This is a genomic window from Ponticaulis koreensis DSM 19734, assembly GCF_000420665.1.
GTDB classification, from domain to species: domain Bacteria; phylum Pseudomonadota; class Alphaproteobacteria; order Caulobacterales; family Hyphomonadaceae; genus Ponticaulis; species Ponticaulis koreensis.
On record NZ_ATVJ01000002.1, the window covers coordinates 495762 to 522478 of the forward strand.

Genomic DNA, 26717 nt, shown 5'->3' on the forward strand with positions numbered 1-26717 from the left:
GAGTCTCATTCAATAGAGTGTCGATAGGTGTAACGGTCCTGGCCCTCAGAAACAAAGCCCAGAAGCGACAATGCATTCGCCGTATCAGAGTTCTGCGTGAAGACTTCGGCAAAGAAGCTGCCGCGCGCATCAAGACCAACTTCAAGGCTCGCGTTCACGCGTTCGCCAGCAGGCGTCGCGCCCGAAAGCGCCACAAGCAAATCACCGTCCGCGCAGCTCACTGGCCCGGAAAGCTCCGGTCCAACCCAGTTCCAGCGCGCTTCAGTCCGCGTCAGAATATCAGTCCAGACGGTCCCTTCGGCCGTCTCACAAAGCTGGTCATCAATCACGAGCTCGGAGAGGTTGAGGCGGAACTGGCCGTTCAGATCGCGCACTTCCTGCTGCAGGTTCAACAGATCACGCGTTCCGCCCATGGCGCGGATATCAGCAAGACGCGTGCGACCACCAAGGCCAGAGGACACTTTCCCCTCGCCGGTAATGCTTCCACCCGACAGAGAAAATTCGCCGGAAACGGCTCCAGTCAGCAGTGCTGTGAGGCTGGTCCTGAACGCAACATCGCCAACCGGCTGGATGCCATACATCACGTTTTCGACACGTCCATTCCAGACGGTACCGGAAGCAACAGCATACCGCACAGACGGGTCACGGCTGGTGACCTGATCCATGACAAAGCGCGCAGGCGTCATCGCGAAGGCAATGATGGCCGCGAGGACAACAACGAGACCGGCAGACAAAAACCACTTCATCACGCGCCCTCACGTTGCAAGAGAACACTTCCGCGAAGCGTGTTGTTTTCAGGTCGCTTTCTCAGTTCCGCGCGCTGAACCGACAGGCCATACCTGCCCTCAAGTTCGGTCAGCCAAAGCATGAGTGCCTGCGCATTCACCGTATCAAACCATACTGTTGTCTGGTTTGAGCCAGAGGGTTGCAGGCGAACAATCTGAAGCCCTGCCGCTGTAGCCGTACGGCTCAATAGAAGCTCAAGGCTTTCATTTGTCGTCTCGACGCCAGACGGAACCGCTGCGACCTGACTTTCCAACTGGGCTATACCCTGAAACACCTGCTGCGCTTCAAGAGACATGCGGCGATACTCGCGCTCTGCATTGTTATGCGCATCACGCAGAGGGACAAACATCAGAAAATACACTACCAGGATGGCCGTAAGGCCACCTGCTATCAGGATCATCATGCGTTCGCGGCCTGTCAGGCCATGCCACCACTCTCTCATGGCTGACCTCCAAAGCTTGCTTCACCGACGATGACACCACCCTCCTGACGCGCACCGCCAAGCTCAAGGCTGAGACCGCGGCGTTCAAAGCTATCTCTCAGCCGGTCACGGCTCTCATAACCCGCAAACTGCAGAGATGCCGTAATCTGGCCCGACGTCCGATCAAAGGTCAGGCCCTGCAGAGAGACACCCTCGACTTCTTCCAGCCCCGCATAGAGAGCCGCAGAAAGTTCAATAAAGGACGCTCCGCTACCGCCCGGTGCGTTACGCATTTTCAGAGCCACTTCGCGTGACGGGTCAACGACACGCCCTTCCTCAGGAAAGGCACGGGAATACGCGGTGACCATAGAGTCATAGAGATCATCGCTCGCCTTGTTCAAGCCAATTACGCTGACACCAAGTGAGGCAATCCATATCAGTAGCGCTGCGGCAGCGAGGCCCAAGGTTGCTGACCAGCCACTCAGCTTGAACTGTCCTTGCGACCGGCGCGCATATGCGCCCTGTCGCAAATCAATGCCTGCACCAGCCAGCAGGTTAGGCGCGATAAATGCAACGTAACTGTCCACGCGTGACGTTTCACCCGGCACATCAGTCAGCTGACTGTCGTCGCTGACAATGTGCTGAACCGATTGAAGGTCAGCCTGCTGCAAAATCGCCGGAACAAGATCAGCCGCAAGATGCGGATCGCATCCATGGAACCGCTCGCCGTCATAAATTATGACGCGGCCATCACCGTCGAAAACGAAGGGCTCTCCTTCAGTGAAGAGCGACGTTTCGGGAATAAGCTCAGCACGCGCAAGAAGCTCTGCAGGAACGACTTCGCAGGCACTTAGCCACTCCGACATGGCATCGTCGGAAACGACGGCGACTGTACGCGTATTCGGGTTTTCCGGTGCACGTGGTCCAATCGCTATATGAAGCTCGCTGACTGGCTGGCTAAGATCATCTTCGAGCTGGAAAAGAGCTGCCGTGCGCAAATCCGCCATAGACCGCGTAGCTGCGGTGACCGTCGACATAAAAACGTCTGGCCCCGGCACAAGCAAAACAACGCGGTCCGCAATGACGTCTGACAACGTCTCGCGCAAAACGGGTTCTACCTCATTTTCAGAGCGCGCAATGAACCAGTCATCCCCCATTGGGGTGCCAGGCAGGCGCGCAAACAGAACACTCATTCGTCAACTCCGATCCGCCGCCTGACCAGCTGGACACTGTTATCCGATCCGAGACGGAACACCGCCTCATAGCTTGTCATGGCTTCGGCATAAACCACTTCACCGGAAAGTCTGAAAAATTTCGACGTCGTGCCGAGTAGCGTCTCATGACGCAATTCAGGCGCCACCGCCGCGAGCGTCGGCTCGGTCAGAAATGTTTCGACATCCGGAAATTCCAGATCGCCCTGCGCTTCCATAATTGCGCGCATGCTTTCACGGCCAACCTGACCAGAGAACACAGCGCTCATAATGGGCGCGTGGCGTTCATCCATCGTATTGATATTGAAAACGCCAATGGCCTCATCAGGACGAGCGCACACATAAGGCGCAATCATACGATACAACTCCGGCGTATAGCCGCGCATATCCAGTAACTCAGCTGGCGTCACTATTGGCCCGTTAGCCGCAGAGCGTGGCTGAGAGAGGCTCGCGTAAAAGCCGTTCTCCGCACCAAACGCCTGCTGTACTGAGTCGGCATCAATCCAGTCTTTCGCCACCTGCATCAACTGCTGCGCATCACTCTGTGGCAGATCGAGCGCTTTAAGAAGTTCGACATAGAACCCGCCTGCATCAATCGCAGCCGTTGTCTCGGAGTCCTCGGCTTCATGGCCCAGGCTATTCAGATTGAAGCAGTTCGTCGCATCATCCACGCGCGCCATCAATCGCCCGCCCTCAATAGGAAAGGCAATTGTCTGGCCAAGCCCCGGAGAGAAGCGCGTAATGCTGCCTTGCGTGAGTTCGCTCAGCTGCGCAATTTTCTGCGCAGCAAGCGTTTCAGCGCCGCTGACATACCATCCAATCTGGTTGCGAGCGCCCGTCATGGAGGCGACCTGAACCGAACGCGTGACCGTTTGAAGAATGCCAACGCTGACGACAGATAGCGTCGCGACAAGCAAAAGCACAACAAGCAGAGCGGCGCCCGTGTCATTGCCCTTTATCTTCTGTTTCCCAGAGGTCATCAGATCGCACCTCCTGCTGGCAGAAGGAACATCCAGACCATTTCAGGTTTGTCCGCGGGGCGCACGACGAGACGCACAGCGGGCGGCGAAGTAATCGGCGTTTCCGGCGTTGCCCGCCATTCACGCGTCCAGAGCTGGCCCTGATTGAACTCGGCATAGACGTCATCCAGCCCGTCCAGCAGGACTTCATCGCGGAAATCGTCATTGAAAAGCGGGTCCGCAAATGGTCGCGTCCTGCGAATGAGGCGACCGTTTTCGAACACATAGCGCACAGCGAAAAGCCCGCTTCGCTCCTCCGTCAGGCCGGGATTGGTCCAGCCGTCGCGAACGAACGCGAACAGAAGCCCGGCTTCACCAATCCCACCGCCCAGAAAGGATGCGGATGGGTCCAGAACCGGCCGACTTTCAGAGGCGCGCGGCACCCATTGCAAAAGGTCTTCACGAATACGCGTATGCGCCTGAGCATAGGCTTGCGTCTGCTCCGTGGAGGCTGCCAGCGCATCGCGGCTCCGGAAAGAGCTCAGCAGCACTGTCGTTCCCGCAATGGAGATGGTCGAAATGATGAAGAGCGACACCAGCACTTCGATGAGGGAGAAACCGTGATCAGAGCGCATGGTCATTCCCTCCGAAAGCCATATCGCAGAACAAGTGTCTGCTCTGAATCGCCGAGAGACACCCGAACCGTCACGCCCAAAAGCCCCGCCTCACTGGTATTCTGAATGTCGCGTCGCCATTCGAAATCGTATCCGCCCATCACCGTTTCACCCTGAGAGCCACCCAGCGTAAGGCGATCATTCAGATAGGTTTCAACAAGAACATTTTCCGCAACAAATTCGGCATATGTGCGCGCTGCCATCAGGCCAGAAGAGCGTATATTCTGTGTAATCAGCGTCATGGTCGCGATGGCGACGGTTGCGAAAATGGCGAGCGCTACCAAGCTCTCGAACAGTGAAAACCCCGCATCATTTTGATTGGCGGTTCGATTAGCGGGAAGCGTCATGAATCGTCACCTCCCCTGTCTGGCTGATATCGATCCCGACACTCTGATTGCGCCAGTTGAGTTCCAGCGAGGCTTCAGTCGCAAAGCCGGACGGATCGAACCAGATGTCCGGAAGGACCGGCGCGTCATCATCTTGCGTGGTGCGGAATACCGGCTCGTCATCGCCCTCAAGAACGACTTCAGTATCAGGATGGAGCGCAAACACCGGTGTATCTCGCATGCCTGTTGGCGCGCGCCAGAGACCGCGATCAAATACAAGTACGCGAACCTCGTTCTCCTCTAGCAGGAGACCACGCGGCGCGCCGCCCAGTATGGCTTCCGTCCGTTGATTATTAAGAAGCCGGTCCAGCGTTCCACGCACTTCAATCAACGGTGTCGGTGAACGCGGTAGCGACAAGACAACAAAGCTCGACGCCAGCCCGACAATGAACAGGGCGACCATGATCTCAATGAGGCTAAGCCCCGCATCAGATCTTAAATCGCCCGATTGCACCTAGTTCTCTCCCCAGTTCCCGACATCAGCGTTGAGATCTTCACCGCCGGGACGGCCATCCGCACCAAGTGAGAAGATGTCGATACGACCGCGTTCACCCGGATTGCGGTACTGATACGGATTGCCCCAAGGGTCAGCTGGAATTTCAGAACGCAGCAGATAGCCTCCCTGCCGGTAGAGTTCTGCCCGGTTCAGCCCTGTTGGCGCTTCAACAAGCGCCTCCAGCCCCTGCTCTGTAGTTGGAAATGTCAGCATGTCGGAATTGTACTCGTACAGCGCCGTTTCGAGCGCCTGAATGTCGGTACGTGCTTTCTGAACCATAGCGCGGTCACGAGACGGCAATACGTTGATCATCACGACCGTTGCGAGCAAGCCCATGATGAATACGGCCACCATGATCTCTGTCAGGCTGAAGCCTTCCTCTCCGCGGTTGCGGCGCTGCGATTTGCGAGCGAGCAGAGTTTTTAGCCAGGTCATCATTTTCTCCTGATCAACCGATAACGAATGAATTGAGCTGCAAAATTGGCAGCATGATAGATAGAACAACTAGGGCGACCATGCCGCCGAGCACGAGAATAATCAGCGGCTCAAGCAGGCCGAGCGCTACCTTGGTCGCCGCTTCGAACTCGTCTTCCAGATATTTCGCGCCGCGCAGCAACATGTCGGGCAGCTGACCGCTCGCCTCACCACTGGAGGAGAGCTGTGTGATCAGCGCCGGAAAGACGCCGGTCGACTTCATGGCGCGGCTAATGCCTGCGCCCTCGCGGACCTTCACAATGATGTCTGACACCGCGTTTTGAAACACGAGGTTCCCGAGGCTGCTGCGTGCTGCGGATAGACTTTCCAGAACCGGGGCACCATTGCCCAGCAGCGTAGAAAGGGTTCGCGCGAAACGGGCGGTATTCACCTGCGTCAGCATGGTGCCGATAACCGGCAATTTCAGCATCACCCCGTCGACTATGCGCTTCACTTTCGGCAGCGCGAAAAGCCGCGTCAGGCCAAAGATGGCAGCAACGATGACGGCCAGAATGATCAGACCGTAATTTTGCAGAACATCGCTAATGCCGATGACGATACGCGTCAGCATTGGGAGTTCCTGATTCATCGTCGTGAACTGCTCGATGACCCGCGGCACAACAAAGGTCATCAGGCCAACCATGACGAGAAGCGCCGTGAAGGCCAGCACCATCGGGTAGATGAGCGCTGTCTGCACGGTTTGACGAACCTTGCGCGAGCGTTCCAGATACTCTGCAAGACGCTCAAGCACTGCGCCCAGATCACCAGACGCTTCGCCAGCGGCAACGATGGACCGATAAAGCCCGTTAAAGACCTTCGGATGTTCGCCCAACGCTTCCGACAGGCGATAGCCCTCCGTCACAGAGTTCCGGATCGCGAGCAGCGTTTTACGTACACCCGGCTTTTCTGCCTGCGCGGCAGCTGCCGCGATGCTTTCCTCTACCGGTGTGCCGGAGCCAATCATAATCGCCCATTGGCGCGTAATGAGCAGCAAATCAGATTGCGAAACGGACGCAGCGCTGAGGCTGGATAGCGCTGACTTCGGCTTCTCTTTTGCCTCTTCCAGCTTGAGCGGCGTCATCTGGCGCACGCGAAGTTCGCGGCGCGCAGCCCGCGCTGAATCGGCAGCGATTACGCCCTTTTCACGCTTTCCCTCCGGTGAGAGCGCGACATAATCAAATGTCGGCATTGCCCTCTCCTTCCGGGCGACAGACCCGAAGTACTTCTTCGGCTGTGGTGATGCCGTTCAAAACGTGTCTTACGCCATTCTGGAACAGGCTTTGCGCTTCGCGGAAGGCATAGTTTTCCATGTTCTGCTCAGACGCTTCGTCATGGATCATACGCTTGAGCGAGCTGTCCACCGTGATCATCTCGAACACGCCTGCACGTCCGGAATAGCCCGAATTGCTACAAGAGAGGCAGCCTTTGGCGCGATAGAAAACAAGATCAGGTGATGGCGTGAGGCCCAGAGCACGAACTTCGAAGTCTTCTGGCGTATAGGCTTCACGGCAAGACGGGCACAGTCGGCGGACAAGGCGCTGAGCCAGAACGCCGCGTAGCGTTGAGCTCAGCAGGAATGGCTCAATACCCATATCGCGAAGACGCGTCACAGCGGCAATCGCGGAGTTGGTGTGAACGGTTGAGAGCACCACGTGGCCGGTGAGCGAGGCCTGAACGGCGATCTCGGCCGTCTCGATGTCACGGATCTCGCCAACCATCACAACGTCAGGGTCCTGACGCAAAATAGCGCGCAGACCGGCAGCAAATGTGAGGCCGACTTTGGTGTTCACCTGCGTCTGGCCGACACCATCCAGACCATACTCGATCGGGTCTTCCACGGTGAGAATATTACGGGACTGGTCGTTCAGAAGAGTGAGGCCGGAATAGAGCGTTGTTGTCTTACCGGAGCCGGTCGGACCCGTCACAAGGATGATGCCGTTCGGGCTCTTGAGCGCGGCTTTGAAGGCATCCAGCGTGGACTGGTCCATGCCCAGATCGAGCAGGTTCAGACGCGCTTGTTCCTTATCGAGAAGACGCAGAACCACGCGCTCGCCATACCGTGATGGCAGCGTGGAGACACGCACATCGATGGAGCGTCCACCGAGTGCCAGAGAGATACGGCCATCCTGCGGCATGCGTTTCTCAGCAATATCGAGGCGTGCCATGACCTTGATACGTGAGACAAGCAGCGGCGCCAGACGACGCGAGGGCGAGAGCACGTCCTGCAGAACACCATCAATCCGGTAGCGGATGGAGAGCTTGTCTTCATATGGCTCGATGTGAATGTCGGACGCGCGGCGCTTGACCGCTTCGTAGATCAGACCGTTGATCAGACGAATGATCGGCGCATCGTCTTCAGCATCCAGAAGGTCAGCCGTCTGTGGAATCCCCTCAACGAGAGAGGCCAGGTCTTCACGGTCTTCAAGGCCGCTTTCCTGATACTCGTCATCAATGCCTTTGGCCGCATAAACGGTCGACAAAATCTGGTCGAACTCAGTTCGGGATAGCGACTTCAGATGTGCGACTGGACCGACAGCGCGTCGCGCCTCAAGAACAGACAGGACGCGCGCACCCTCGCGAACACCAAGGGTCAGCGCTTCACCGCCTTCGGCTCCCGGTGGAAGCAGAAGCACGCCGTGATCCTTGGCGAAATTATACGAGATGGTTGCTGCCCGTTGGCTGGCCATAAGCTGTCTTCAGTTCGTCATCTTGGTTATTGCGCCGGCGGCACTGTGCCGAGCACGTCCTGGACAAAGCGATCAATGTTAGACGTCTCAGCACCCGTGCTCATCAATTCCTGCGCGAGGATGTAGCGGTAACGCTGACTTGTCGTCATGCGCACATCCTCTGAATCGCGAACGACGGTCGGACGAATAAACACCATCAGATTGGTCCGGCTATTGGTTACGCCTTCAGACTGGAAGAGACGCCCGACACCCGGCAGATCGCCGAGGAACGGCACCTGAGAGGCGCTCACCGCGCTTGTCTGTTCAATCAAACCACCAAGCACAATGATCTCGCCATCATCCGCGATGACTGTTGTCTCGATAGAGCGCTTGTTCGTGATGAACTCACCCGATGTGGATACCGCATCAGCGATGTTGGACGCTTCCTGATAGATGGAGAGACGCACAGAATCGCCTTCACCGATCTGAGGCGTCACATCCAGCTGAACACCCACATTCTGGCGTTCAATCGTTCGGAACGCATTGGAGTTGCTATCGCTGAGCACTTCGCCTGTCGTCACCGGTATTTCCTGGCCGACAATGATGGACGAGGTTTCGTTGTCGACAGCCATCAGCATTGGCGTGGAGAGAATGTTCGATTCAACATCGTTCTCAACGGCATTCAGAATGACACCAAACAGCGTGTCTCCGCTCATGCCGCCACCACCGAGGGTCAAGCCTTCCAGACCGAGAAGAGACGAGATCGCTGCGCTCTGGAACGTGTTGCTGCCAGAGCCGGTCAATCCGCCATCAGAGACGAGCGCACCTGTGAGTGCCAGAATATTCGGCGCGGAACGCGAGAAATTCGTGGAGGCGAATGGAATGTCATTGCCTGTGCCTGATACAACAAACTGAAGGCCAAGTTCGTTGACCGCGTTGTCAGACATTTCAACAACCAGCGCCTCGACCATCACTTGCGGACGGCGCACATCGAGTTCCTGAACCACACGCTCGAGCTGGTTCAGCATCTCATACTCTGCGCTCAGCACGAGTGAGTTAGTTGCTTCGTGGAATGAAATTGTCGGCGCAACACCACTACCTTCGCCAGCTCCGTTTTGCTGAGCAATCGCAGCGCTGAGGCGCTCCAGCACAGGGACGATCTCTTCGGCTTTGGCGTTAGAGAGCGGAAGCACGCGAATATTGTCGCGTACGCGTTCGGCAGCATCAAGCTCACGCGCCACAGTCAACGCCCGGGCCACTGCGTGTTCTTCACCGCGCAGAATGATAGAATTGGTCGTATCGGACGCAACAGCAGTAAAGTTGAGTGCAAACTCGTCATGCAGCCCGTTGAGAACGGTCTCCATCTCCTGCGCCGGTACGTTCTGAAGCGCTATGGTTTCAATCGTCGTGCCGTCCTCATCCAGCTGACGAACGACTTCACGGAGGCGCGGCATGTTGGACGCGTAATCGACAATCACCAGCGTGTTGCTGTTGCGGTTGGCAACGACCTGCCCTGAGGGATTGAGGATCGGGTTCAGCATCTGCGCTGCCTCGACGGCACTGAAATAATTGAGCTGCACGATCTGGGTGACAAAGCTGTCGCCGTTCGGGCCGCGGCTCTGAATGCCGGCAGAGCTGGAGGCAGTAGCTTCCGGGACGATCCGGTATGTGCGATCGCCGGACGGGATAGCGACGAACTGGTGTACGCGAAGTGTCGCCAGGAACACGTCGAAAACCTCATCCGTCGTCAGCGCTGTCTGCGAGGTAACAGTTACGCGGCCACGCACCTGCGGATGCACGATGAATGTATAGCCCATGACGATAGACACATCCTCAATGAGGTCGGTGAGTTCGACATCATCAAGATTGATACGGTGGCGCTGCTGAGCCGGCGTGTCCATCTGCGCCATGGCAATCGGTGAGACGAGAAGGCTACCAGCTGCGAGCGCCGCAAAAATGCCGCCCGACACCACTGACGTTTTCAGAAAGTTCGCCATCTTAATTCCCATCACTCGCCGACATTTACACGTATCGGCACAATCTGCCCGTTCCGTTCGACTTCAAAGTCAAAACGGGTTTCTTCCTGAAACACGTCATAGAGGTCGGATAAAGACTCATCTGACATGTCATATCCATTCACTGTGATCAGCTTATCGTTTACGCGTAGTCCAACACGCGCAAGACCTTCAGCATTCGATGTACCCTGAATTTGCAGCACGGTTGACCGGTCCGGCTGCACAACACGTCTGATGGTCACGTCACGATAGAAAGTTTCGAACGACCATTCATCCGCGCTGACAGTGTAATTCCCCGGGCTGCCGGCTTGAGGCGCTGCTTCAGTTGACGCAGCGCGTTCCGGATCATTACGACTAATGGCATTGCGTTCATTCAGGTAAAGCGTTTCGCGCACGCCGTTACGCAGCAGGATAACCCGATCACTTTGGATTTGTTCGAGGCTGACGCCAGAGACAACGGTATCGCCTTCGTAATAGCGGCGTACTTCATTGTCAGGCGTATGAATGCGCACAAAGCTCTGCTCTGAATCGCCAAAAGCAAATACTGATCGAATCGACAGGTTCAGCGTCGTCTGAGGCGCCTCTTCCTCAACCGCCTCTACCTGACCGTCCAGCGTGCGCGTAAATGGATTGAAACTTCTGAAAATTGCAGGGCTGGCCGCGAAATCTGCAGACTGGCTTACTGATGTGCGCGCCGAAGCATTTGCGACAGGCACATCGACGAAAGCGGCGGGCGTGAGCACAGACCAGAAAAGCCGAGCCAGGAGCCAGGCACAGAGAATTACAAAAACGACGTCCAGAGCGATACCGACACCTCGCCCAATAGCGCCTTTACGCGCCGCGATATCGGCCAGTTTGCCAGTCAGTGCGGAGGACTCACCCAAATGTTTTCTCTGTCATTCTACTGTTCAAGCCGGGCGAGTGTCGTCGCCCGGCTCGGGTTTGTAAATTGTGCGAACACGATTGTGTACGAACAATAGTGGAAAACTGATCAAAATTCGCGGCTGATGCCGAAAGAAATCGCTGGACCGAGACTGTAAGTGTCCACATCAACCGTGACACCACCGCCCTGTTGGTAGGCTTCAAAGTCATCGCCAAAAATGTTCGATGCGTTGAATGACAGCTCATATTCTGCACCACCAAGATCAACCGGACGGCTGTAGACAAAGTCCACAGTCATTGGCGGCTGCTCGATGATCGCAGGCAGACCATCAGCGATAGATTCGCCTGAACGGATACGCTCGCTTGCATAGTTCAGAAGCACGTTCATTTCTGAACCGGTGTCATTGTTAGACAGACCGAGTTGCAGGTTGAACAGGTGCTCTGACTGGCCCTGAAGCTGGCGACCGTCTTCGATACGACCCGCAGCAGACACAGTGGACAGAACCGGCGACGTCGGCGTGCCGCCATTGATCGCGATTGTGCCGTCAGCGCTAATCTCAGAGTCAGACCAAGTGTAGTTGGTCTTCACAGTGAAGTCGCGGTCACGGAAGAAGTCCCAGCTCGTCCAGTCGAACATTGGCAGGATCTGCTCGTATTCGACTTCGAAGCCGTAAAGCTCTGCGCTTGGAACGTTCACGAAGCTTGTGTTTGTTACGTTACCAATGCTGACGAGCACTTCCTCGATCGGGCTTTCCATCTCTTTGTAGAACAGGCCGAAGGTGAGGAACTGACCGCGGTCGAAATAGTACTCGGCGCGGATGTCATAGTTGCTGATGGACGCGTTCTGAAGGAACGGGTTACCAACGAAAGATACGTCAGTTTCAGTGTTCACGAACTGCGTCGGCGCAAGCTCACGGAACTGTGGACGTGTCAGCGTTTCAGAGTAACCAAAGCGGATTTGGAAATCCTGGAATGGCGTAACGGTGATCGTCGCCGCTGGCAGGAAGTCTTCCTTGCTATCGCAGCTCTGGTCAGCCTGACGCTCGATACATGCCTCAACGAAGTTGCCTTCAGCCGGGCCGTTCAGCGTGATCGTGTCGACCGCCTGAATAGCAGACTCAAAGCGTCCACCAATGGCTGCACGAACAAATGGCGTAACCTGTGCATCAACCTGAACATAAGCAGCATCGACTTCGAGCGTCGCGATATATGCTTCAGGGAATTGAATACCGCCCGTTTCCTGAACAGAGCCCGGACCACCATTGAACAGCGCGCTGTAGATGTAATCGAGACGAGTACCAGTCGCGTTTGGCAGACCACCGATTCCGGTGATGTCGAAAATACGGACAGATGCGAAACGGTCGTTCTCGACATATGAGTAACCTGCAAGCAGGTTTACTTCGCTGAACAGGTCACCGTTGAACTGTAGCGGGAGTTTGAAATCGAGGCCGAAATCTGTGGTGTCGTCCTGTACGTCAGAATACTGGATGCGGTTTGCAGCCGGAGATGACGACAGGATGAAGTCGCCATTCGCGTCTTCGCGGTAACGGTTAGACAGCTGGAACGGTGCATCACGCTGGGCTTCAGAGTAAGATCCGCGCCATTCAACTTCCAGATCCATCAGGTTCGGGAAGACGTGCTCGCCGCGAATCTGAGTTGTCCAGAGCTGGCGTTCGAACCACTCAAGAGAGTCGTCACGGAAGACACCTGCATCTTCTTCGGTTGTACCGATGATTGTACGCGCCTCTTTCTCAGAAGAGCGTGTACCAAGCGCAGTGAACTGCACTTCATGGTCCTGATAAAGCTCGAAGCCGATGACTGCGAGCGCGTTCACGCCAACAGTGTTCTGCGTAGAACGGCGGTCGCGCTGTTCTTCGGCTGCGATTTCAGGGCTGTTGATAGACGGACGCACGGCCTGTCCACGAATACCTTCGCGCGTAGACCATTCGTTTGAATATCCTACAGACCCAAGGATACCCATAGTGATATCGCTGCTGAGGTCATATGCATCACCAGCTGTGACGCCGAATGAGAAATTAGGGCCGACGTCACCTTCCTGCATCACGAGCAGAGAAGAATCGTCCGTGAAGGCGCGACCGAAATCGTAATTTTCCGATGCGATATCAAAGCCCGGAAGATCGCGGGCACCATCGTCAAATCCAAGTACGTCGGTATCAGAACCATGGTACAGAAGACCGGTTTGGAAACTTGTTTCTGTGTCGCCGCTAATGTCGAATGAAACGTTCAGGAAGCGATCGTCAGGAACGGCGCGTGTGCGGATGTCTACGAGACCACCACCGAACTCGCCTGGCAGGTTCGGAGAGTATGTTTTCTGCACCAGAATGCCAGAAAGAGCAGATGTCGGGAAAAGATCGAGCGGAGCAACACGGCGAAGCGGTGCCGGGCTCGGCAGCGGAGACCCGTTCAAGGTCGCGCTGGAATAACGCTCGTTCAGACCACGAACATAAACGAATTTGTTGTCGGCTGTCGTAACGCCGGCCACACGGCGCAGAGCCGCCGCAGCATCACCATCGCCCTGAAGCTGGAAATCACCAGCGTCGAGAAGGCTTGAAACCTCTGAAGTCGAACGACGTTCATCCGGAATGTAGCGGTAGCGCACCTGAACTGTTTCGAGTGTACGCTGATCAGTTGCTTCTTCCTGTGGTGTTTCTACCGGCTCTGCTTCCTGAGCGAATGTCGGAAGGGCGAAAAGGAAAGACGCGCTGGTCAGAAGGACAAGTCGGGCACGCGAATTACGGGTGAACATTGTGACCCCCAAAAATAAAAAAGAACGGGATTGCGATCCCAGTGACGTAGTTTTCGCAGGTGAGGAATGGGGCCGGGAAATTCCCGGCCCCTTCTCAGATTAGTTTGTGACGTCGCCGTCTTCGTTGACAGTCCAGCCGCGGAACCATGTGTCGTTCGCATCTTCAACAGCACCGACATAAGTCGTTGCAGAGAGCGTACCGATGCCTGTTACGTCGTATGCTGGAACAGCTGTTTCGTTCGCGCCAGGAACAACACCCGGACGCCCCGCACGGAATGTGAAGCCAGACAGAGTGTTTGTGCCTTCGACAATGTTATCGCCAGCTGCTGGTGCAGGTGGGTTGTCACCATCGTTGCGGAAGTTGTTGACGTTATCGAGGAAGATAGAGCGAAGCTCCAGCGTTCCGTTTGTGATGTTGTCAATCGTAGCCTGATCGTCCACGTCGATACCGTCGTCGAAGCCGACGATGATGCCGTTAGAGATCGTACCAGCCATACCGCGGCGCAGAACTGCACCAGCGTCAACCGCTACGTCACCAGAGTTGATGATCGTGAAGTTAGACAGACGTGGTGTAGAAACCGGCTGCAGATCGTTTGGACGCTGGTTGTCGCCCTCGATGCCGCGTGGGTCGCCAGACATGTCGCCTTCGCCCGGATAGACGATTGCGTACTGCATGGAGCCCTGCCAGCCGTCAGTCCAGTCGAGAGAGTCGTCACCGCAACCGAGCGCAACAACGTGGTCAGCGGAAACTGTACCACCGAAGAACTCGAAACAGTCATCAAGGTTGTTGAAGACCTGAACGTAGCTGACGTCTGTACCAGAACCTACGCCTTGGAATGCAATGCCGTTCAGCTCGTCTGTGTTTGTCAGACGTACGCCCGCATACTCAACACGAGTGTAGAAGAGTTGGCCGGAGTCATCGTCAGATGTCGCGCCGCCGAAGAAGCCGGAAGCACCCTCACCTGATTTCTCACAGTCAACCGTACCACCAACAGCTGTCGCATCAGCACAGTCGTTGATTGGTGCGCGGCCGTTGATGACCAGACCACCCCAGATACCTTTTGTCGTGCGGTCAGTTGCAGTCGTTCCGTCGAGAACGCCTTTAGCTGTGAACACAACAGGGTCAGCTTCAGTACCGTTTGACAGGATGCGTGAACCACGAGCGATGACAAGGTAGTCGTCATTACCTTCAGACACGACAGTTACGCCAGCGTCGATTGTGAGTGTCGCAGAAACAGAACCTGGCAGTGGAGACGCAGGGTCAGCACCACGGTCAACGCCGATAAAGACAGGGTTCACGAGTTCGTAAACAATGTCGTCGCCGTTTGTGAGACGAAGGTCTGTTGTGATCGCGTTTGTACCGTCGATCTGGCAGAGCAGTTTTGTTTCGTTTGTCGCTGCAACTGTGATGTCACCAGCAGCTGTCGTGCCTGTTGGACAAGCAACAACCGCTTCGTCGAACAGAGTACCCGGCAGAGCGAAGTTCGCCCAGCTATTGTCAACATCTTCAGTTGGACCGAACGCACCGATATAGCCGATGTTCGCGCCGAAGAATGCCTGATCAGCCGCAGCAACCTGAGTTGGTGTAATGCTAGCTTCAGCAGAACCTGGGAAGAAGAGGTCAACGAGGGAGTTGTCACGCGCAACGACAGAAGCGTTGAACGCTGGAACGCCGTCACCGTCAGTTGCGAATGGCTCCGGAGAGTCTACGAGAATAGATTCAACAACCAGATCGCCGTTTGTGAAGCCGTCGAATGTCTGTTGATCGTCAACGTCGATACCCGTCGCGAAGTCAGTGATGACACCGTTCACAAATACACCCTGTGTACCGCGACGGAGCAGCATGCCCTGCTGGTTGCCAGTTGTACCAACGAGCGTGAAGTTAGAGATGGTCGGGCTGGAAAATGGCTGAGCGTCGTTTGGACGCTGGTTGTCACCCTCAATACCGCGTGGGTCACCAGAAGAAGGAACTGTAGAACGGACTGCAGCGAACTGCAGACGGCCTTGCCAACCGTCGGTCCAGTCCAGAGAGTCGTCGCCAGCGCCTGTGATGACAACGTGTTTCGCGTCAACAGTACCACCGAACCACTCAACACCGTCGTCGAGATTGTTGTGAACCTGAATGTAATCAACGTCTGTGCCAGAACCAACGCCCTGGAACGCGATGCCGTTCAGCTCGTCATCGTTTGTGAGGCGTGCGCCAGCATACTCAACGATGAGGTAGTTCAGAACGCCTGAATCGTCGGCAGGGTCGCCGCCGCCGAAGAAGCCAGAAGCACCTTCACCGGATTTCTCACAAGCGGCTGTGCCGCCAGTTGCTGTTGCGTCAGAACAGTCGTTGATCGGTGCGAAACCGTTGATGACAAGACCACCCCATTGAGCGTTCGTGCCAGCTGCGATGATAGAAGAACCCGTTTCTTCGTCGTTGACTGCTGCACGAGCAGTCATGCGAACAGGCGCCGCTTCCGTACCGTTTACAACAATCTGAGAACCACGTGTCACAACCAGATAGTCGTCCGTCGCGTTCGCTGTGCCTGTAGAAGAAGCACCGAACAGAACTGCGCCGGCCTCAATTGTGAGGGTTGCGGAAGTGCCACCATCCTGACCAACGAATACAGGACCCTGGATAGCAACGTGTGTGTTTGCAGGGATTGTGACGTCTGCTGTCAGTTCGCCGCCTGTCGCTGAGCCGAGCGTACAAACACTAACTGAAGAGAAGCCATCAGCAGCAACCGCGTCGAACAGTTCTTCTGAAGTGCCTGTCGGGCAGCCTGCATTAGGAACGAGGTTGATCGTCGCTGTTGGCGTTGGTGTTGGTGTTGGCGTCGGTGTCGGTGTTGGAACCGGCGCTGGAGCACCAGGCGATGAGATGTTGGTGTCGGAGCAACCGACAAGTGCAACTGCTGCGGCGCTTGCAAGAGCAAGTGCGCGCAGGGATCCTGCGATTTTCATACGTTGAGCCCCCTCAAATGAGCTTATGGCGAATTTGGTCGATCAGAGAGGCAGCGGCTTTTCTTTTATTCCTGCTACCCTCGGATAAGGGGCGATTAAGCGACGATCGTAACGGTTTTTTGACAGTCAGTGACAAATTTTGGTGCGCTCGGAATTAGATGTATTTTTGCAATACCGATTTGTGTTAGCGCAAACAAACCCTGATTTATGGCATAAACGGCCACAAATCGCTGAAATTCCAGAGAAACCATGCTGACATACACAAGGCCGGACCGAACGGAATGTACCCTGTCGGTTGAGTCTTTGATCGCCGCAGCAAAGTTTGCAACAAAAGAGACAAGAAGATTCCAAGGCCACTCGATATCATTAGAATAGGTGGCAGAACCTGCGGTCCCATCCAGCAGGCTATTGCAGCGAGCAGCTTTCCGTCGCCAAGACCGATTCCCTGTCGGCCAAGCAATTTTGTTGATGCCCATGCCAACGCAAGAATGCCAAGATACGCGACGAGGCCCGAAATTGCGTTTAGCGCTACAGCATACAGCGCGTTTGGCATTTGTCCCGCATACGTAAACAATAGTCCGCTCACCGCCATTGCGAGCGTGATCAGGTTTGGCAGACGGAATTCCCGCAGATCGAACCAGATCAGCGCCAGACACGCGACGCCGAGCACTAGCGACCCAACGCTCCAGAACGGCTCACTGAGAGGATACCCTGCATCGAAATGAAAGCCTGCAGCATAGATAAGCGCAAAGAAGACCACGCTCACGCCGAGCAGGAAACTACTCGTCCGAACCGATAATCCGCTCAGTTCTATTGAATTGTCGTGAGTTTTCGTCACTGTTGCAGCCTTCGCGCCGATCCAGAGTAGCGTCACAATAATGGGAGATGAGAGAATGTCAGCCGATTTTGCAGTGGATGGAACATTTGATCCTGAATTTGGCGGCGTCGCTGATGCCTTTTCTCAGAACTTTGAATCGCGTGGCGAAGTCGGCGCATCTCTCTGCGTTTATAAAGACGGGGAATGTCTGGCAGACCTGTGGGGCGGAACAGCCGATCTCAAAACCGGCACGCCCTGGACGAAAGATACCGTCTCTATTGTGTTCTCCTGCACAAAAGCCGCCACAGCGCTCTGCGCGCATCTTCTCGTGCAACGTGGCCAGTTGAACTTGAATGCACCGGTTGCTGACTACTGGCCGGAATACGCCTGCAACGGAAAAGAAGATACGACCGTTCTGATGATGCTGAACCATTCAGCGGGCGTGGCTTCCTTCCATGATGCGGTAGAACCGGGCGCACTTCTGGACTGGGATAAAGCTGTATCTCTGCTCGCCAACGAAACGCCATGGTGGGAACCGGGTACACGGAACGGCTATCATGCCCTCACCTTCGGCTGGACGGTAGGAGAACTTGTTCGTCGTGTTTCCGGAAAATCACTCGGCGATTTCTTTCGCGAAGAACTCGCAGAACCAATGGGCACAGATTTCTGGATTGGACTGCCTGAAGAACACGAACCTCGTGTCGCGCCGATGATCCCGTTCAAACCAGAGCCGGGTGCACCGCTTTCTCCGTTCACGCAGAAAATGCTGACTGATCCGGAATCGCTCCAGCATAAGAGCTTCTTCAACAATGGCGCACTGCAGATCGATAGTCGCGACGGGCGCGCAGCCCATCTCGGCGGCGCCGGCGGCGCATCTAACGCTCGCGGTATGGCTCAGTTATTTCTTGCGCTGTCACCATCCCATCCTTCCGACTTCTATTCCAACGCACGCGTTGGCGCGATGGGATATGTTTCGACGGCAACGCGCGATGACGCCACACTGATGATCCCGACCCGCTTCGGTCAGGGCTTTATGTGCAGCATGGATAACCGCCATCTGCGTCACGGACATGATTCATCCTTCATCATCGGGCGTAACGCGTTCGGCCATGTGGGCATGGGTGGCAGTTGTGTATTCTTCGATCCCGATGCAGATCTCATCTTCGCCTATTCGATGAACCGGATGGGCGGCGGCATTCTTCTGAACCCGCGCGGACAGTCTTTGATCGACGCCACCTATGAAGCGCTGGGCTATTCAAGCAATGCCGCAGGATATTGGATGTATTAAGCCGCCTCTGCGCGAGATTCGATAAAATTTCACCGAACCACCTTACTCAATCTTGTCTCTAATTCGCTATGCACAATGCCGGAGAGAAGGTGGACCCATATGAACCAGACGGCACAATCGCTAGATGCGCAGCCATCGACACAAAGCGCGCCCAAACAGGCGCGCCTGTCTGTGCATGAAGCTAAGCGTCCTGGTCTGGAGGATGCCCGCCCGTTTCAGCAGCAATTCGTTATTGATCGCAAAGCAATCCGTCTGGGCGCACGTATCATCGATATTGTAGGCCTATGCTTGCTGTCCCTGATTGCTGTTTCCGCGCAAGGGACCGCCTTTCTGGATCTCCCGCTGGGCGTTGCGCTTCCGTTCATGACGATGCCGCCTCTCGTGGTTTGGGGCATGTGGTCGGCAGGTGCTTATCGCTTTCCGTTTACAGAAAAAATTCTCGACCACATGGCAAAGGTCGCCCTCGGCGCGAGCCTGACACTGGCAGCACTTTTGTCTGCGAGCTGGCTGATCGGTCTTGGCGGTAATTTCATGTATTTTGCCGGCACCGGTACGCTCGCTGGCGTTTATGTCCTCGCTGCACACGCCCACCATGTAAGCTGGACAAAGCATCTTATCCGTAAGGGCAGACTGTCGGAGAACGTCGTTATTGTTGGTGCGACAGCGCACGCTTCACGCCTGATCGAGCGGAACTCCGAAGACCGTGAACTGAATATCGTAGCAATTTTCGATGACCGCCTGGGCCGTGCGCCACACCGTATGCATGGTGTTCCGGTTGTCGGCACTCTGGATGACCTGCTGGCGTGGGACAACCTGCCAAGCGTTGACCGCATTATTGTGACTGTAACATCCAAAGCACAAGACCGCGTTCGCCTGCTGATCGAGCGTCTGCGCTACCTTCCGAACCGCGTGGTGCTTTTGCTCGATCTGGAAGACTATAATCCGGAAGGCGCAAGCCTCGCTGAAGTTGCCGATGCACCTGCTGCATACGTTTCCGGCGCGCCAGCCGACGCACGCCGTGCGTTTGTAAAACGCATCTCAGATGTGGTGATTGGCGCGATGATGTTGGTCGCGTTCTCGCCATTCATGCTGATTATTGCCGCCTTGATCAAACTCGACAGCCCGGGCCCTGTCTTCTTCAAACAGAAGCGTCACGGGTTCAACAATAAGGTTATCCGCGTCTGGAAGTTCCGCACTATGCGTCCGGACAAAAAGGCCGAAGAAGGTATCATCACGCAGGTAACTGATGGTGATGACCGCGTCACGCGCCTTGGTCGCTTCCTGCGCAAAACCAGCCTTGATGAGCTGCCACAGCTGATCAATGTGCTGAAAGGTGAAATGTCTCTGGTTGGCCCACGCCCTCACGCCGTCGGCATGACCACCGAAGAGACCGAGGTTCACCACTTGGTTGGCGACTATGCGCACCGTCACCGCGTAAAGCCGGGTCTTACTGGTTGGGCACAGATCAACGGCTCTCGTGGCCCTGTTCACACGACCGAACTCGTTCGGGAGCGTGTGCGTCTTGATATGGAATATGTGAACCGGTCCAGCTTCTGGTTCGACCTCTACATCATGATCATGACAGCGCCTTGCCTACTGGGGGATGACACGAATGATCGCTGAAGCAGGCGCGCGTCAGGCTCCGCCTGCCTCTGCAGGCATTCCCGTAGCGACTGACGGCGAAACCATTCACACCAACGCAAATTGGACAGACGTGACACCGCGCCTGTCCATTCTGGTGCCGACTTATAAGGACAGTGCCAACCAGCTTCTGAGCATGCTGGCGGCATGTCATTACGCTGAAGCTGTCGAGATCATCGTCTATGATGATGGCAGTCAGGATATCGCGCTGACCGACGCGGTGCGCGAGAGCGTAGATGCCTTTCCGGGCGCGGCCTGTCTGATCACTGCCGAGCACAATAAAGGCCGCTCTGCGGGCCGAAATCGGCTTCAGGCCAGCTCGCGCGCGCCATGGCTCGTCTTTCTCGATGCCGACATGATCCCCGATGATGAAGGTTTCATTGTACGTTATCTGAAATGCGTTCAGGACGATCCCGCTCCTCGCCTTGTTGTGGGGGGCTTCTCCATGAAGCTAACGCCTTTCTCATCGAAGACGGATTTGCACCGCGCCCAATCAGAACGTTCCGAATGTATACCTGCCCAGATCCGCTCTGAAGAGCCGGGCCGCTACGTGTTCACCAGTAATGTTCTGGCGCACAGAGATATTATGAATGACGTCCCGTTTGATCCGGCCTTCAGCGGCTGGGGCTGGGAAGACGTCGAATGGGGCATTCGTGTTTCACGCCAGTATCCGGTTGAACATATCGACAATACGGCAACTCACCTTGGCCTCGACACAGCGCAGGATTTGCTGCGAAAATACGAACAATCCGGCGCTAATTTCTGGCTGGCCGTTGAACGACATCCCGATGTGATGGCGCAAACACCGCTTTATCGCATGGCATCCATGTTCAGCCGGTTGCCGGGCCGTTCCCTGATCCGCGAGGTCAGCCGCTATGTCAGCCGCATGCCGGTCTGGCTGATGCCTCGCGCCATCCGCTTACTTGCGCTGAAGACATTCCGCGCAGCCGTTTATGGAGGAGCCCGTCATGCTGGCACCTAAACCTTATGAGCCGAACCGGTCTCTGTTTGCTAAAATCGAGCGCCGCCTGACGCAATATCGGAAGGCTGCACCAGCTACGGTCATCACGGATCGCCCTATTCTTTCGGTCACATTCGATGACTGCCCGGCTTCAGCGGCGGAAACAGGCGCACGCACCCTTGAAGAGTATGGTGTTCGCGGGGGCTATTATATCGCCACAGGTCTGATGGGGCGTGACTCCCATATGGGCCTCGTGACGACGCCCGATCAGGTCGCAGAACTGAATGCCGCTGGCCATGAGATCTGCGCACACTCTCACTCGCATCTCGATTGCGCGCAGGCCCGACACGACGAAGTCATGGCGGACGTCGAGCATAACATCGAACTTCTGAAAGAGATCTGTAAAACATACAGCGTGGACAGTTTCGCCTTCCCGTATGGCGAGACGCGCTTCGACGTGAAGAAACATCTCGCGGGCGATTTTCTCACGCTCCGTGGTATACTTCCGGGGATTAACCGCGGTGTTGTCGATCGCGCTCAGCTCCGCGCATTCGAGATTGATCACACGCAGCACAGCTTCGACCGGGCCTATGCGGCACTTGATTGCCTGCACCACACTCCCGGCTGGATGATCATTTTCACCCATGACGTTTCCGAGACACCGAGCGAACATGGCATGACACCAAGCCAGCTACGACAAATCCTCGATCGCGCCCGGGAACTCGATATCGAAATCTGCACACCGAAAGTCGCCGCAAAACGTGTGGGGTTTAAAGTCAAATGACAAAAATCCGCACCTCCGTTGTTATTCCGACTTTCCGTCGGCTTGAAAGCCTGACCCGCGCTATCGACAGCGTGCTGGCTCAGAAAAACGTGTGTGCGGAAGAAACCGAACTGCTTGTCGTCGACAATGATGCAGAACGGTCTGCGCGTGTCGTCGTCGAGAGATACGGAAACGCGCCTATTCAGGTCAGATATGCGTCAGAGCCCGAGCCGGGTGTGGCCAATGTAAGAAACAAGGCGATTTCAGAAGTACGCGGCCGCCTGATCGCGTTTCTCGACGATGACCAGTCTGCGCCGTCGAACTGGCTCGCAGAAATGCTCAGCGTCTATGACAAGCATAAATCTGCAATCACTTTCGGCCCTGTCGTAACAGCTTTGCCTCACGAGAACCAACTGCACGAGCGCTATTTCAAGAAGTTCTTCTCGCGCATTGGTCCTGAAGAGACAGGCGTGATCAACGAGTTCTACGGCTGCGGCAACTCCCTGTTTGATCTCGATCAGCTGCCCTGTGACGGCCCGCTGTTTGACACGCGCTCCAACGAAACCGGCGGTGAAGACGATATCCTCTTTTCCAAACTGGATCAGGCAGGCCATAAATTCGGCTGGGCGAGTAAAGCTTCGGTTTTTGAGCATGTACCGGAAAGCCGTCTGCGTCTTCGCTACACGCTCCGCCGTGCCTTTGCCTATGGTCAGGCACCGACAACCATCTGCGCGCGTAAGACGCCAAGCGATATTCCCGGCATGGTATTCTGGACTTTGGTTGGCGTGGGTCAGGCTGGCATTTATGGCTTAATGTCCGCAGGCATGCTTCTGATCCGTCATCCGGACCGTGCGTTCTGGTTTGATCGCACGGCGCAAGGCCTCGGGAAGATTTTCTGGTTTGGTCCGTTTGAACAACGTTTTTACGGCGCACACGCCCGCTAGACCAATGCCGGGCGGCGCGCAGTGCGTGTCCGTGCTTTCCGTTCGGCGCGAGCGCGCGCGCGATTTCTGGCATCCAGAGATAACTTTGCGGCTACGGCGACATAGGTCACCCATGTCAGGTTATTCTGAAGGAGGAACACACTTTCAGACACGCTGAACAGCGCGAACAGCGCCATTGTACCAAATGCAAAGAGCGAAGTTGGCCGTGAGCTGACGGTCGAAGCTGAGCGATACAAGTTCATCAGGAAATCGATGATCATCAGGCCACCGCCGATCCAGCCCAGCGCCAGAACGACTTCCAGAATACCATTGTGCGCCGTCGGAACCAGCCATTCAGTCGCGAGCCATACCTGATAGGCCGGACCGTTTTGTTCACCCCAGAACGCACCATAGCCATAGCCAAGCAATGGACGCTCGGAAATCAGCTGCAACAGCACTTCCCAGATATCGGTACGCCCCGTCAGCGAGAGATCGCGCCCGATCAACGCCACAACGGCCTCAGGCGCGACCGTCAGAACGAGATACCCTGCCCCCGTCAGCCCGAAAATGAGCCAAAGCGTCGAGATCGTGACGATACGTCCACGCTGCATCCAGAGGTAACAGAAGATGATTCCAAACCCGAGCATCATGCCCAGAAGCGAGGTTTTAGAAGTCGACAGAAGCACCAGCAATACCGACAGGAAGAGACCAAACCCCCACCACCGACGATGGCCTTTATCAACCATCAAAAGGAAGGCGAACAAAAAGCTCGCGCGCGCCAGATAGCCGCCCAGCGCGTTCTTTTCGAACCATAGGCCATTCCATGCGCCGACGTGAATCTCGTGCATGCGGCCAAACCCCGGAAAGGCTGCCCCAGCAATGAAATTGCCCGCGGCCAGAATAATCCAGACGATACCCAACACGCGCAGCATCTGTTTCCAGGTCAGCGTGGAGGCGACGTAAAAGCCAAAGACCGTCGTGAAGAGAATAGCAATGCCTCGGCGGAGCGACGTGCTGGGATCAACCGACCAGAACATCGATGCGACAGCCAGACAGGACAGCGCAACAAGTGCAGGCGACCGAATGACAATCGCTACGAAATCGCGCCACCGCGCCATAATGGCGACGGCGCCAAACCCGTAAATAGGGAGCCAGAGAAAACGAAGAAACGCGCCGCCCTCAGGATTTTCCGGAGTCGCAAAAATGCGTCCCAACAACGCTTCGGAAAAGAGAAGCAGGCTGACTCCCACGCAGACCACTTCCAGCCAGCGCAGTCGGGCGAGAAATGGCATCTGCGCCCTACTCATGACTTACCCCGAAAACCTGTCAGCAAAGCGTGCATCGCCTCTGATCTGATTGACCACGACGCCAACACAGCGGCCACCATGTGCTTCAATCTGATCACGTGTCGCATTGAGAGATTCAGCTGTCGTCTGATCTGCTTCCATCACGATGACGACACCGTCTACGTAACGGCAAAGCGCAAGTCCTGCGGTCGAGCTATCGAGTGCAGGTGCATCCAGAACCGCCCAGTCAGACACTTTGCGCAGCGCATCCCAGTACGCGCCGCCAGAGCGAACCTGAATACGCTGGCCCGGCTTGATATGTTGCGTGCGGAACCGCGTCACAAACAGATTTGAGTGCTCGACGCGGTGTGCGCCCAATAGCTTTAGTGGACCACGCGATGCGCCGCCATTTGCTCGCACCTGAGGTACCACCTGATAGAACTGGTCTACGTTCAATGAGGCATCAAGCGGCCGTCCCGGAAGCCCAATGCGTGGAAAAATACGCTGCTGGAAAGCATTGAACTGGCCATTACCGCGAAGATCGAGGTCGATCAGCCAGGCCGCACGCGTTGAACGTCCGGCCAAAAGCACAGCGAGCGACGCGGCGACGCTGGACGCACCGTTGCCGGGATCTGCGCCAATAACCATGACAGACCGTCCGCGGTCGCTGCCCGGAATGCGGTCAACGGAACGAGCAAGGTCGGTAATCTCAGAGCGAAGGTCGATCATCTATCTGCTTCCTTCACACACGTCTGACGCTGGCTAGAACCGGCAAACCGACCGTGCGTGATGCACAGGCCGCTGTGGGCATCGTATTCCTAGAGAAAATCCAGACCATCGCCGCAATTAGGCCGGTGAAACCACCAAACAGCAGGCCTGCAGCAGCCACAAGCATGCGCATGCTTTTTCCTTGCGCAGGTGGGCGTGCTGGCTCAAGAATCTGGATGTTATCCAGGTTCGCCCGCGACACTTCACGGATCAGGCGTTCGTCACCTTCACGAACCGTAAGGTTGCGCAACTGGTTCTCCAGAATGGAATGATCACGGAGCAATTCCTGATAATGCGGCTCAAGCCGGGTCAGTTGGAGCTGGCGCTCTTCAATCTCATTCTTCTGACGGCGCAGCTCTTCATATCGTGTCTGCAGCGCAGACGCTTCTGCTTCGAGTTCTGCACGCTGCTGATCAAGGCGCTGGAACACTTCGTTCGGTCCGCGTCGAATGACGCCTACGCCATCACCCTGAGATGCGATCAGGTTCTGAACATTCTGAATACGACGATCAATAGCATCAATCTGCGGCGTACCTGGCAGATAAGTAGACAGCAGGCTCTCACGCTCAATTTGCAGATCAAGGAGCTGCTGCTGATAATTGGTCTCAACGTAGAGATCGATGGTCGGTTCAGTAAGCGCAAGTTGAGCTGTGAGCGAAGCCAGACGCCCCTGCACTTCACTACGCTGGGCCTGAACGTTGAAAAGGTTGTCGGTTACCGCACCATAGAGCGACGCAACGGACCCTTTCTCTGTATCAAAATCGCCGATGCGATTATCGACCAGAAAACGTTCAATCGCAGCATCGGCCGCGGCAAGTTCGTCTGCGAGTGTTTCGCGCTGTCGAGACAAGACACCATCGTCATCCTCAAGGAAAAGTTCGGAGCGATACTCCAGATAGGTCTGCACAATCGCATTCAGGACACGCGCGGCGACAACCGGGTCCTCATGTTCGTATGATGTGCGGATCACAGGGTTTTTTGGCGCAGCACCGGCGGCGAAGTCTTTCTGGAAGCCTAATAGCGTACGCTCATACAACAGCGGACGATCCTCCTCGGGTGCTTCCATCATCGCCTCGTAGTCATCGGGATAGATGACATCCATACCGATCTCCTGCAGCACACGATCAAAAATGACCGGGCTGTAGATCAGCTCGATTTCCGAACCCGTGATCTCTTCCTGACCGAGATTTGCAGACTGGGCATCTGCCCCCGTCGTCAAAGGCGCAAAGACACGCTCGTTACCAAGGGTGACCTGAACACGAGACGTCGCAGCGTATTTAACCGGCAGCATAAAAGCAAACAGGATCGCGAGCGCCAGTATCGGAAGAGCAACGAGAATAATCGCCCATTTCGCGCGCCAGAGCAGTAGCACATACTCAGGTATATCCAGTTGAGGCCTGTTGGAACGACGTGCGGAAGCTGACGTCGATGAGGCGACTGAAGTCGCTACATTTGACCATCCATCGTCCGCTGGCATTAGATTCGGCCCTACTCTCGCTATTATCCCAAACGAAAATCGGAAATTGACCTTAATATTTCATTGATGATTAACCACGATGCTGCCGGTGATTTCGAAATTTA

23 protein-coding genes are annotated in these 26717 nt (G+C 55.8%); 5 read left to right on the forward strand and 18 right to left on the reverse strand.

What is annotated here, in order from left to right:
* Window positions 1-5: 5 nt before the first annotated feature.
* The 15 genes from gspN to G523_RS0114265 form a co-directional block, all read right to left on the reverse strand.
* Window positions 6-746: a type II secretion system protein N gene (gspN, locus tag G523_RS0114195; protein ID WP_022695728.1), complete on the reverse strand. Its 741-nt coding sequence runs from the start codon at window positions 744-746 to the stop codon at window positions 6-8.
* Window positions 746-1228, reverse strand: a complete 483-nt coding sequence (gene gspM / locus G523_RS20445) for a type II secretion system protein GspM (protein WP_022695729.1) — start codon at window positions 1226-1228, stop codon at window positions 746-748. Before gspM ends, gspN begins: the two co-directional genes overlap by 1 nt.
* On the reverse strand, window positions 1225-2400 hold the full coding sequence (gspL, locus tag G523_RS0114205; protein WP_022695730.1) for a type II secretion system protein GspL: 1176 nt from the start codon (window positions 2398-2400) through the stop codon (window positions 1225-1227). Before gspL ends, gspM begins: the two co-directional genes overlap by 4 nt.
* Window positions 2397-3398: a type II secretion system minor pseudopilin GspK gene (gspK, locus tag G523_RS0114210; protein ID WP_022695731.1), complete on the reverse strand. Its 1002-nt coding sequence runs from the start codon at window positions 3396-3398 to the stop codon at window positions 2397-2399. The genes gspL and gspK overlap by 4 nt, the downstream gene beginning before the upstream one ends.
* The gene (gspJ, locus tag G523_RS20450) at window positions 3398-4012 is read right to left on the reverse strand and encodes a type II secretion system minor pseudopilin GspJ (RefSeq protein ID WP_051134850.1); all 615 of its coding nucleotides are present in this window, start codon (window positions 4010-4012) and stop codon (window positions 3398-3400) included. The genes gspK and gspJ overlap by 1 nt, the downstream gene beginning before the upstream one ends.
* Before the next feature lie 2 nt (window positions 4013-4014).
* On the reverse strand, window positions 4015-4398 hold the full coding sequence (gene gspI, locus G523_RS0114220; RefSeq protein ID WP_022695733.1) for a type II secretion system minor pseudopilin GspI: 384 nt from the start codon (window positions 4396-4398) through the stop codon (window positions 4015-4017).
* Window positions 4382-4891, reverse strand: a complete 510-nt coding sequence (locus tag G523_RS0114225; RefSeq protein WP_022695734.1) for a prepilin-type N-terminal cleavage/methylation domain-containing protein — start codon at window positions 4889-4891, stop codon at window positions 4382-4384. The genes gspI and G523_RS0114225 overlap by 17 nt, the downstream gene beginning before the upstream one ends.
* Window positions 4892-5368 carry a type II secretion system major pseudopilin GspG gene (gene gspG / locus G523_RS0114230; protein WP_022695735.1) on the reverse strand — a complete coding sequence of 159 codons (477 nt, stop codon included), beginning with the start codon at window positions 5366-5368 and terminating at the stop codon, window positions 4892-4894.
* Between the two features lie 13 nt (window positions 5369-5381).
* Complete coding sequence (gene gspF / locus G523_RS0114235) at window positions 5382-6596, reverse strand: type II secretion system inner membrane protein GspF (RefSeq protein ID WP_022695736.1); 1215 nt, start codon at window positions 6594-6596, stop codon at window positions 5382-5384.
* On the reverse strand, window positions 6583-8094 hold the full coding sequence (gene gspE, locus G523_RS0114240; protein WP_022695737.1) for a type II secretion system ATPase GspE: 1512 nt from the start codon (window positions 8092-8094) through the stop codon (window positions 6583-6585). Before gspE ends, gspF begins: the two co-directional genes overlap by 14 nt.
* Before the next feature lie 26 nt (window positions 8095-8120).
* Complete coding sequence (gene gspD, locus G523_RS0114245) at window positions 8121-10070, reverse strand: type II secretion system secretin GspD (protein ID WP_022695738.1); 1950 nt, start codon at window positions 10068-10070, stop codon at window positions 8121-8123.
* Window positions 10071-10081: 11 nt separating this feature from the next.
* Window positions 10082-10972: a type II secretion system protein N gene (locus tag G523_RS0114250; RefSeq protein ID WP_022695739.1), complete on the reverse strand. Its 891-nt coding sequence runs from the start codon at window positions 10970-10972 to the stop codon at window positions 10082-10084.
* A gap of 107 nt (window positions 10973-11079) precedes the next feature.
* Window positions 11080-13737 carry a TonB-dependent receptor domain-containing protein gene (locus G523_RS19450; RefSeq protein ID WP_022695740.1) on the reverse strand — a complete coding sequence of 886 codons (2658 nt, stop codon included), beginning with the start codon at window positions 13735-13737 and terminating at the stop codon, window positions 11080-11082.
* Between the two features lie 99 nt (window positions 13738-13836).
* A complete protein-coding gene (locus G523_RS0114260) occupies window positions 13837-16689 on the reverse strand; it encodes a hypothetical protein (protein ID WP_022695741.1) in 2853 nt (950 codons plus the stop codon).
* 205 nt (window positions 16690-16894) lie between these two features.
* On the reverse strand, window positions 16895-17527 hold the full coding sequence (locus G523_RS0114265) for a prepilin peptidase (protein WP_022695742.1): 633 nt from the start codon (window positions 17525-17527) through the stop codon (window positions 16895-16897).
* A 55-nt stretch (window positions 17528-17582) separates the two neighbouring features.
* On the opposite strand from G523_RS0114265, the gene G523_RS0114270 reads away from it, so the two are divergent.
* The 5 genes from G523_RS0114270 to G523_RS0114290 all read left to right on the forward strand — a co-directional run bounded on the left by G523_RS0114270 (window position 17583) and on the right by G523_RS0114290 (window position 23103).
* Window positions 17583-18794, forward strand: a complete 1212-nt coding sequence (locus G523_RS0114270) for a serine hydrolase domain-containing protein (protein ID WP_022695743.1) — start codon at window positions 17583-17585, stop codon at window positions 18792-18794.
* A 99-nt stretch (window positions 18795-18893) separates the two neighbouring features.
* Window positions 18894-20417 carry an exopolysaccharide biosynthesis polyprenyl glycosylphosphotransferase gene (locus G523_RS0114275; RefSeq protein ID WP_022695744.1) on the forward strand — a complete coding sequence of 508 codons (1524 nt, stop codon included), beginning with the start codon at window positions 18894-18896 and terminating at the stop codon, window positions 20415-20417.
* Window positions 20407-21417 carry a glycosyltransferase family 2 protein gene (locus G523_RS0114280; RefSeq protein ID WP_022695745.1) on the forward strand — a complete coding sequence of 337 codons (1011 nt, stop codon included), beginning with the start codon at window positions 20407-20409 and terminating at the stop codon, window positions 21415-21417. Before G523_RS0114275 ends, G523_RS0114280 begins: the two co-directional genes overlap by 11 nt.
* Window positions 21404-22180: a polysaccharide deacetylase family protein gene (locus tag G523_RS0114285; RefSeq protein ID WP_022695746.1), complete on the forward strand. Its 777-nt coding sequence runs from the start codon at window positions 21404-21406 to the stop codon at window positions 22178-22180. Before G523_RS0114280 ends, G523_RS0114285 begins: the two co-directional genes overlap by 14 nt.
* Complete coding sequence (locus tag G523_RS0114290; protein WP_022695747.1) at window positions 22177-23103, forward strand: glycosyltransferase family 2 protein; 927 nt, start codon at window positions 22177-22179, stop codon at window positions 23101-23103. Before G523_RS0114285 ends, G523_RS0114290 begins: the two co-directional genes overlap by 4 nt.
* Here the strand turns inward: G523_RS0114290 and G523_RS0114295 are convergent.
* The 3 genes from G523_RS0114295 to G523_RS0114305 are packed head-to-tail and all read right to left on the reverse strand — an operon-like array spanning window position 23100 to window position 26613.
* Window positions 23100-24389, reverse strand: a complete 1290-nt coding sequence (locus tag G523_RS0114295; protein WP_081648831.1) for an O-antigen ligase family protein — start codon at window positions 24387-24389, stop codon at window positions 23100-23102. The two genes, G523_RS0114290 and G523_RS0114295, sit on opposite strands and share 4 nt — an antisense overlap.
* A gap of 3 nt (window positions 24390-24392) precedes the next feature.
* Entirely contained in the window at window positions 24393-25097 is a 705-nt protein-coding gene (locus G523_RS0114300; RefSeq protein WP_022695749.1) for a tyrosine-protein kinase family protein, read from the reverse strand.
* Window positions 25098-25110: 13 nt separating this feature from the next.
* Window positions 25111-26613, reverse strand: coding sequence for a GumC family protein (locus tag G523_RS0114305; protein ID WP_081648832.1), 1503 nt, complete (start codon window positions 26611-26613; stop codon window positions 25111-25113).
* Between the last annotated feature and the right edge of the window lie 104 nt (window positions 26614-26717).

Excerpts from the sequence above, each read along its gene's own strand:
- G523_RS0114305 (WP_081648832.1), bottom strand. The coding sequence starts at position 26,613 with ATGCCAGCGGACGATGGATGGTCAAATGTAGCGACTTCAGTCGCCTCA.
- gspI (WP_022695733.1), bottom strand. The coding sequence starts at position 4,398 with ATGACGCTTCCCGCTAATCGAACCGCCAATCAAAATGATGCGGGGTTT.
- G523_RS0114260 (WP_022695741.1), bottom strand. The coding sequence starts at position 16,689 with ATGAAAATCGCAGGATCCCTGCGCGCACTTGCTCTTGCAAGCGCCGCA.
- gspE (WP_022695737.1), bottom strand. The coding sequence starts at position 8,094 with ATGGCCAGCCAACGGGCAGCAACCATCTCGTATAATTTCGCCAAGGAT.
- gspG (WP_022695735.1), bottom strand. The coding sequence starts at position 5,368 with ATGACCTGGCTAAAAACTCTGCTCGCTCGCAAATCGCAGCGCCGCAAC.
- gspD (WP_022695738.1), bottom strand. The coding sequence starts at position 10,070 with ATGGCGAACTTTCTGAAAACGTCAGTGGTGTCGGGCGGCATTTTTGCG.
- gspL (WP_022695730.1), bottom strand. The coding sequence starts at position 2,400 with ATGAGTGTTCTGTTTGCGCGCCTGCCTGGCACCCCAATGGGGGATGAC.
- G523_RS0114290 (WP_022695747.1), top strand. The coding sequence starts at position 22,177 with ATGACAAAAATCCGCACCTCCGTTGTTATTCCGACTTTCCGTCGGCTT.
- gspM (WP_022695729.1), bottom strand. The coding sequence starts at position 1,228 with ATGAGAGAGTGGTGGCATGGCCTGACAGGCCGCGAACGCATGATGATC.
- G523_RS19450 (WP_022695740.1), bottom strand. The coding sequence starts at position 13,737 with ATGTTCACCCGTAATTCGCGTGCCCGACTTGTCCTTCTGACCAGCGCG.
- G523_RS0114295 (WP_081648831.1), bottom strand. The coding sequence starts at position 24,389 with ATGAGTAGGGCGCAGATGCCATTTCTCGCCCGACTGCGCTGGCTGGAA.
- G523_RS0114300 (WP_022695749.1), bottom strand. The coding sequence starts at position 25,097 with ATGATCGACCTTCGCTCTGAGATTACCGACCTTGCTCGTTCCGTTGAC.
- gspK (WP_022695731.1), bottom strand. The coding sequence starts at position 3,398 with ATGACCTCTGGGAAACAGAAGATAAAGGGCAATGACACGGGCGCCGCT.
- gspJ (WP_051134850.1), bottom strand. The coding sequence starts at position 4,012 with ATGCGCTCTGATCACGGTTTCTCCCTCATCGAAGTGCTGGTGTCGCTC.
- G523_RS0114270 (WP_022695743.1), top strand. The coding sequence starts at position 17,583 with ATGTCAGCCGATTTTGCAGTGGATGGAACATTTGATCCTGAATTTGGC.
- G523_RS0114280 (WP_022695745.1), top strand. The coding sequence starts at position 20,407 with ATGATCGCTGAAGCAGGCGCGCGTCAGGCTCCGCCTGCCTCTGCAGGC.
- G523_RS0114285 (WP_022695746.1), top strand. The coding sequence starts at position 21,404 with ATGCTGGCACCTAAACCTTATGAGCCGAACCGGTCTCTGTTTGCTAAA.
- gspF (WP_022695736.1), bottom strand. The coding sequence starts at position 6,596 with ATGCCGACATTTGATTATGTCGCGCTCTCACCGGAGGGAAAGCGTGAA.
- gspN (WP_022695728.1), bottom strand. The coding sequence starts at position 746 with ATGAAGTGGTTTTTGTCTGCCGGTCTCGTTGTTGTCCTCGCGGCCATC.
- G523_RS0114275 (WP_022695744.1), top strand. The coding sequence starts at position 18,894 with ATGAACCAGACGGCACAATCGCTAGATGCGCAGCCATCGACACAAAGC.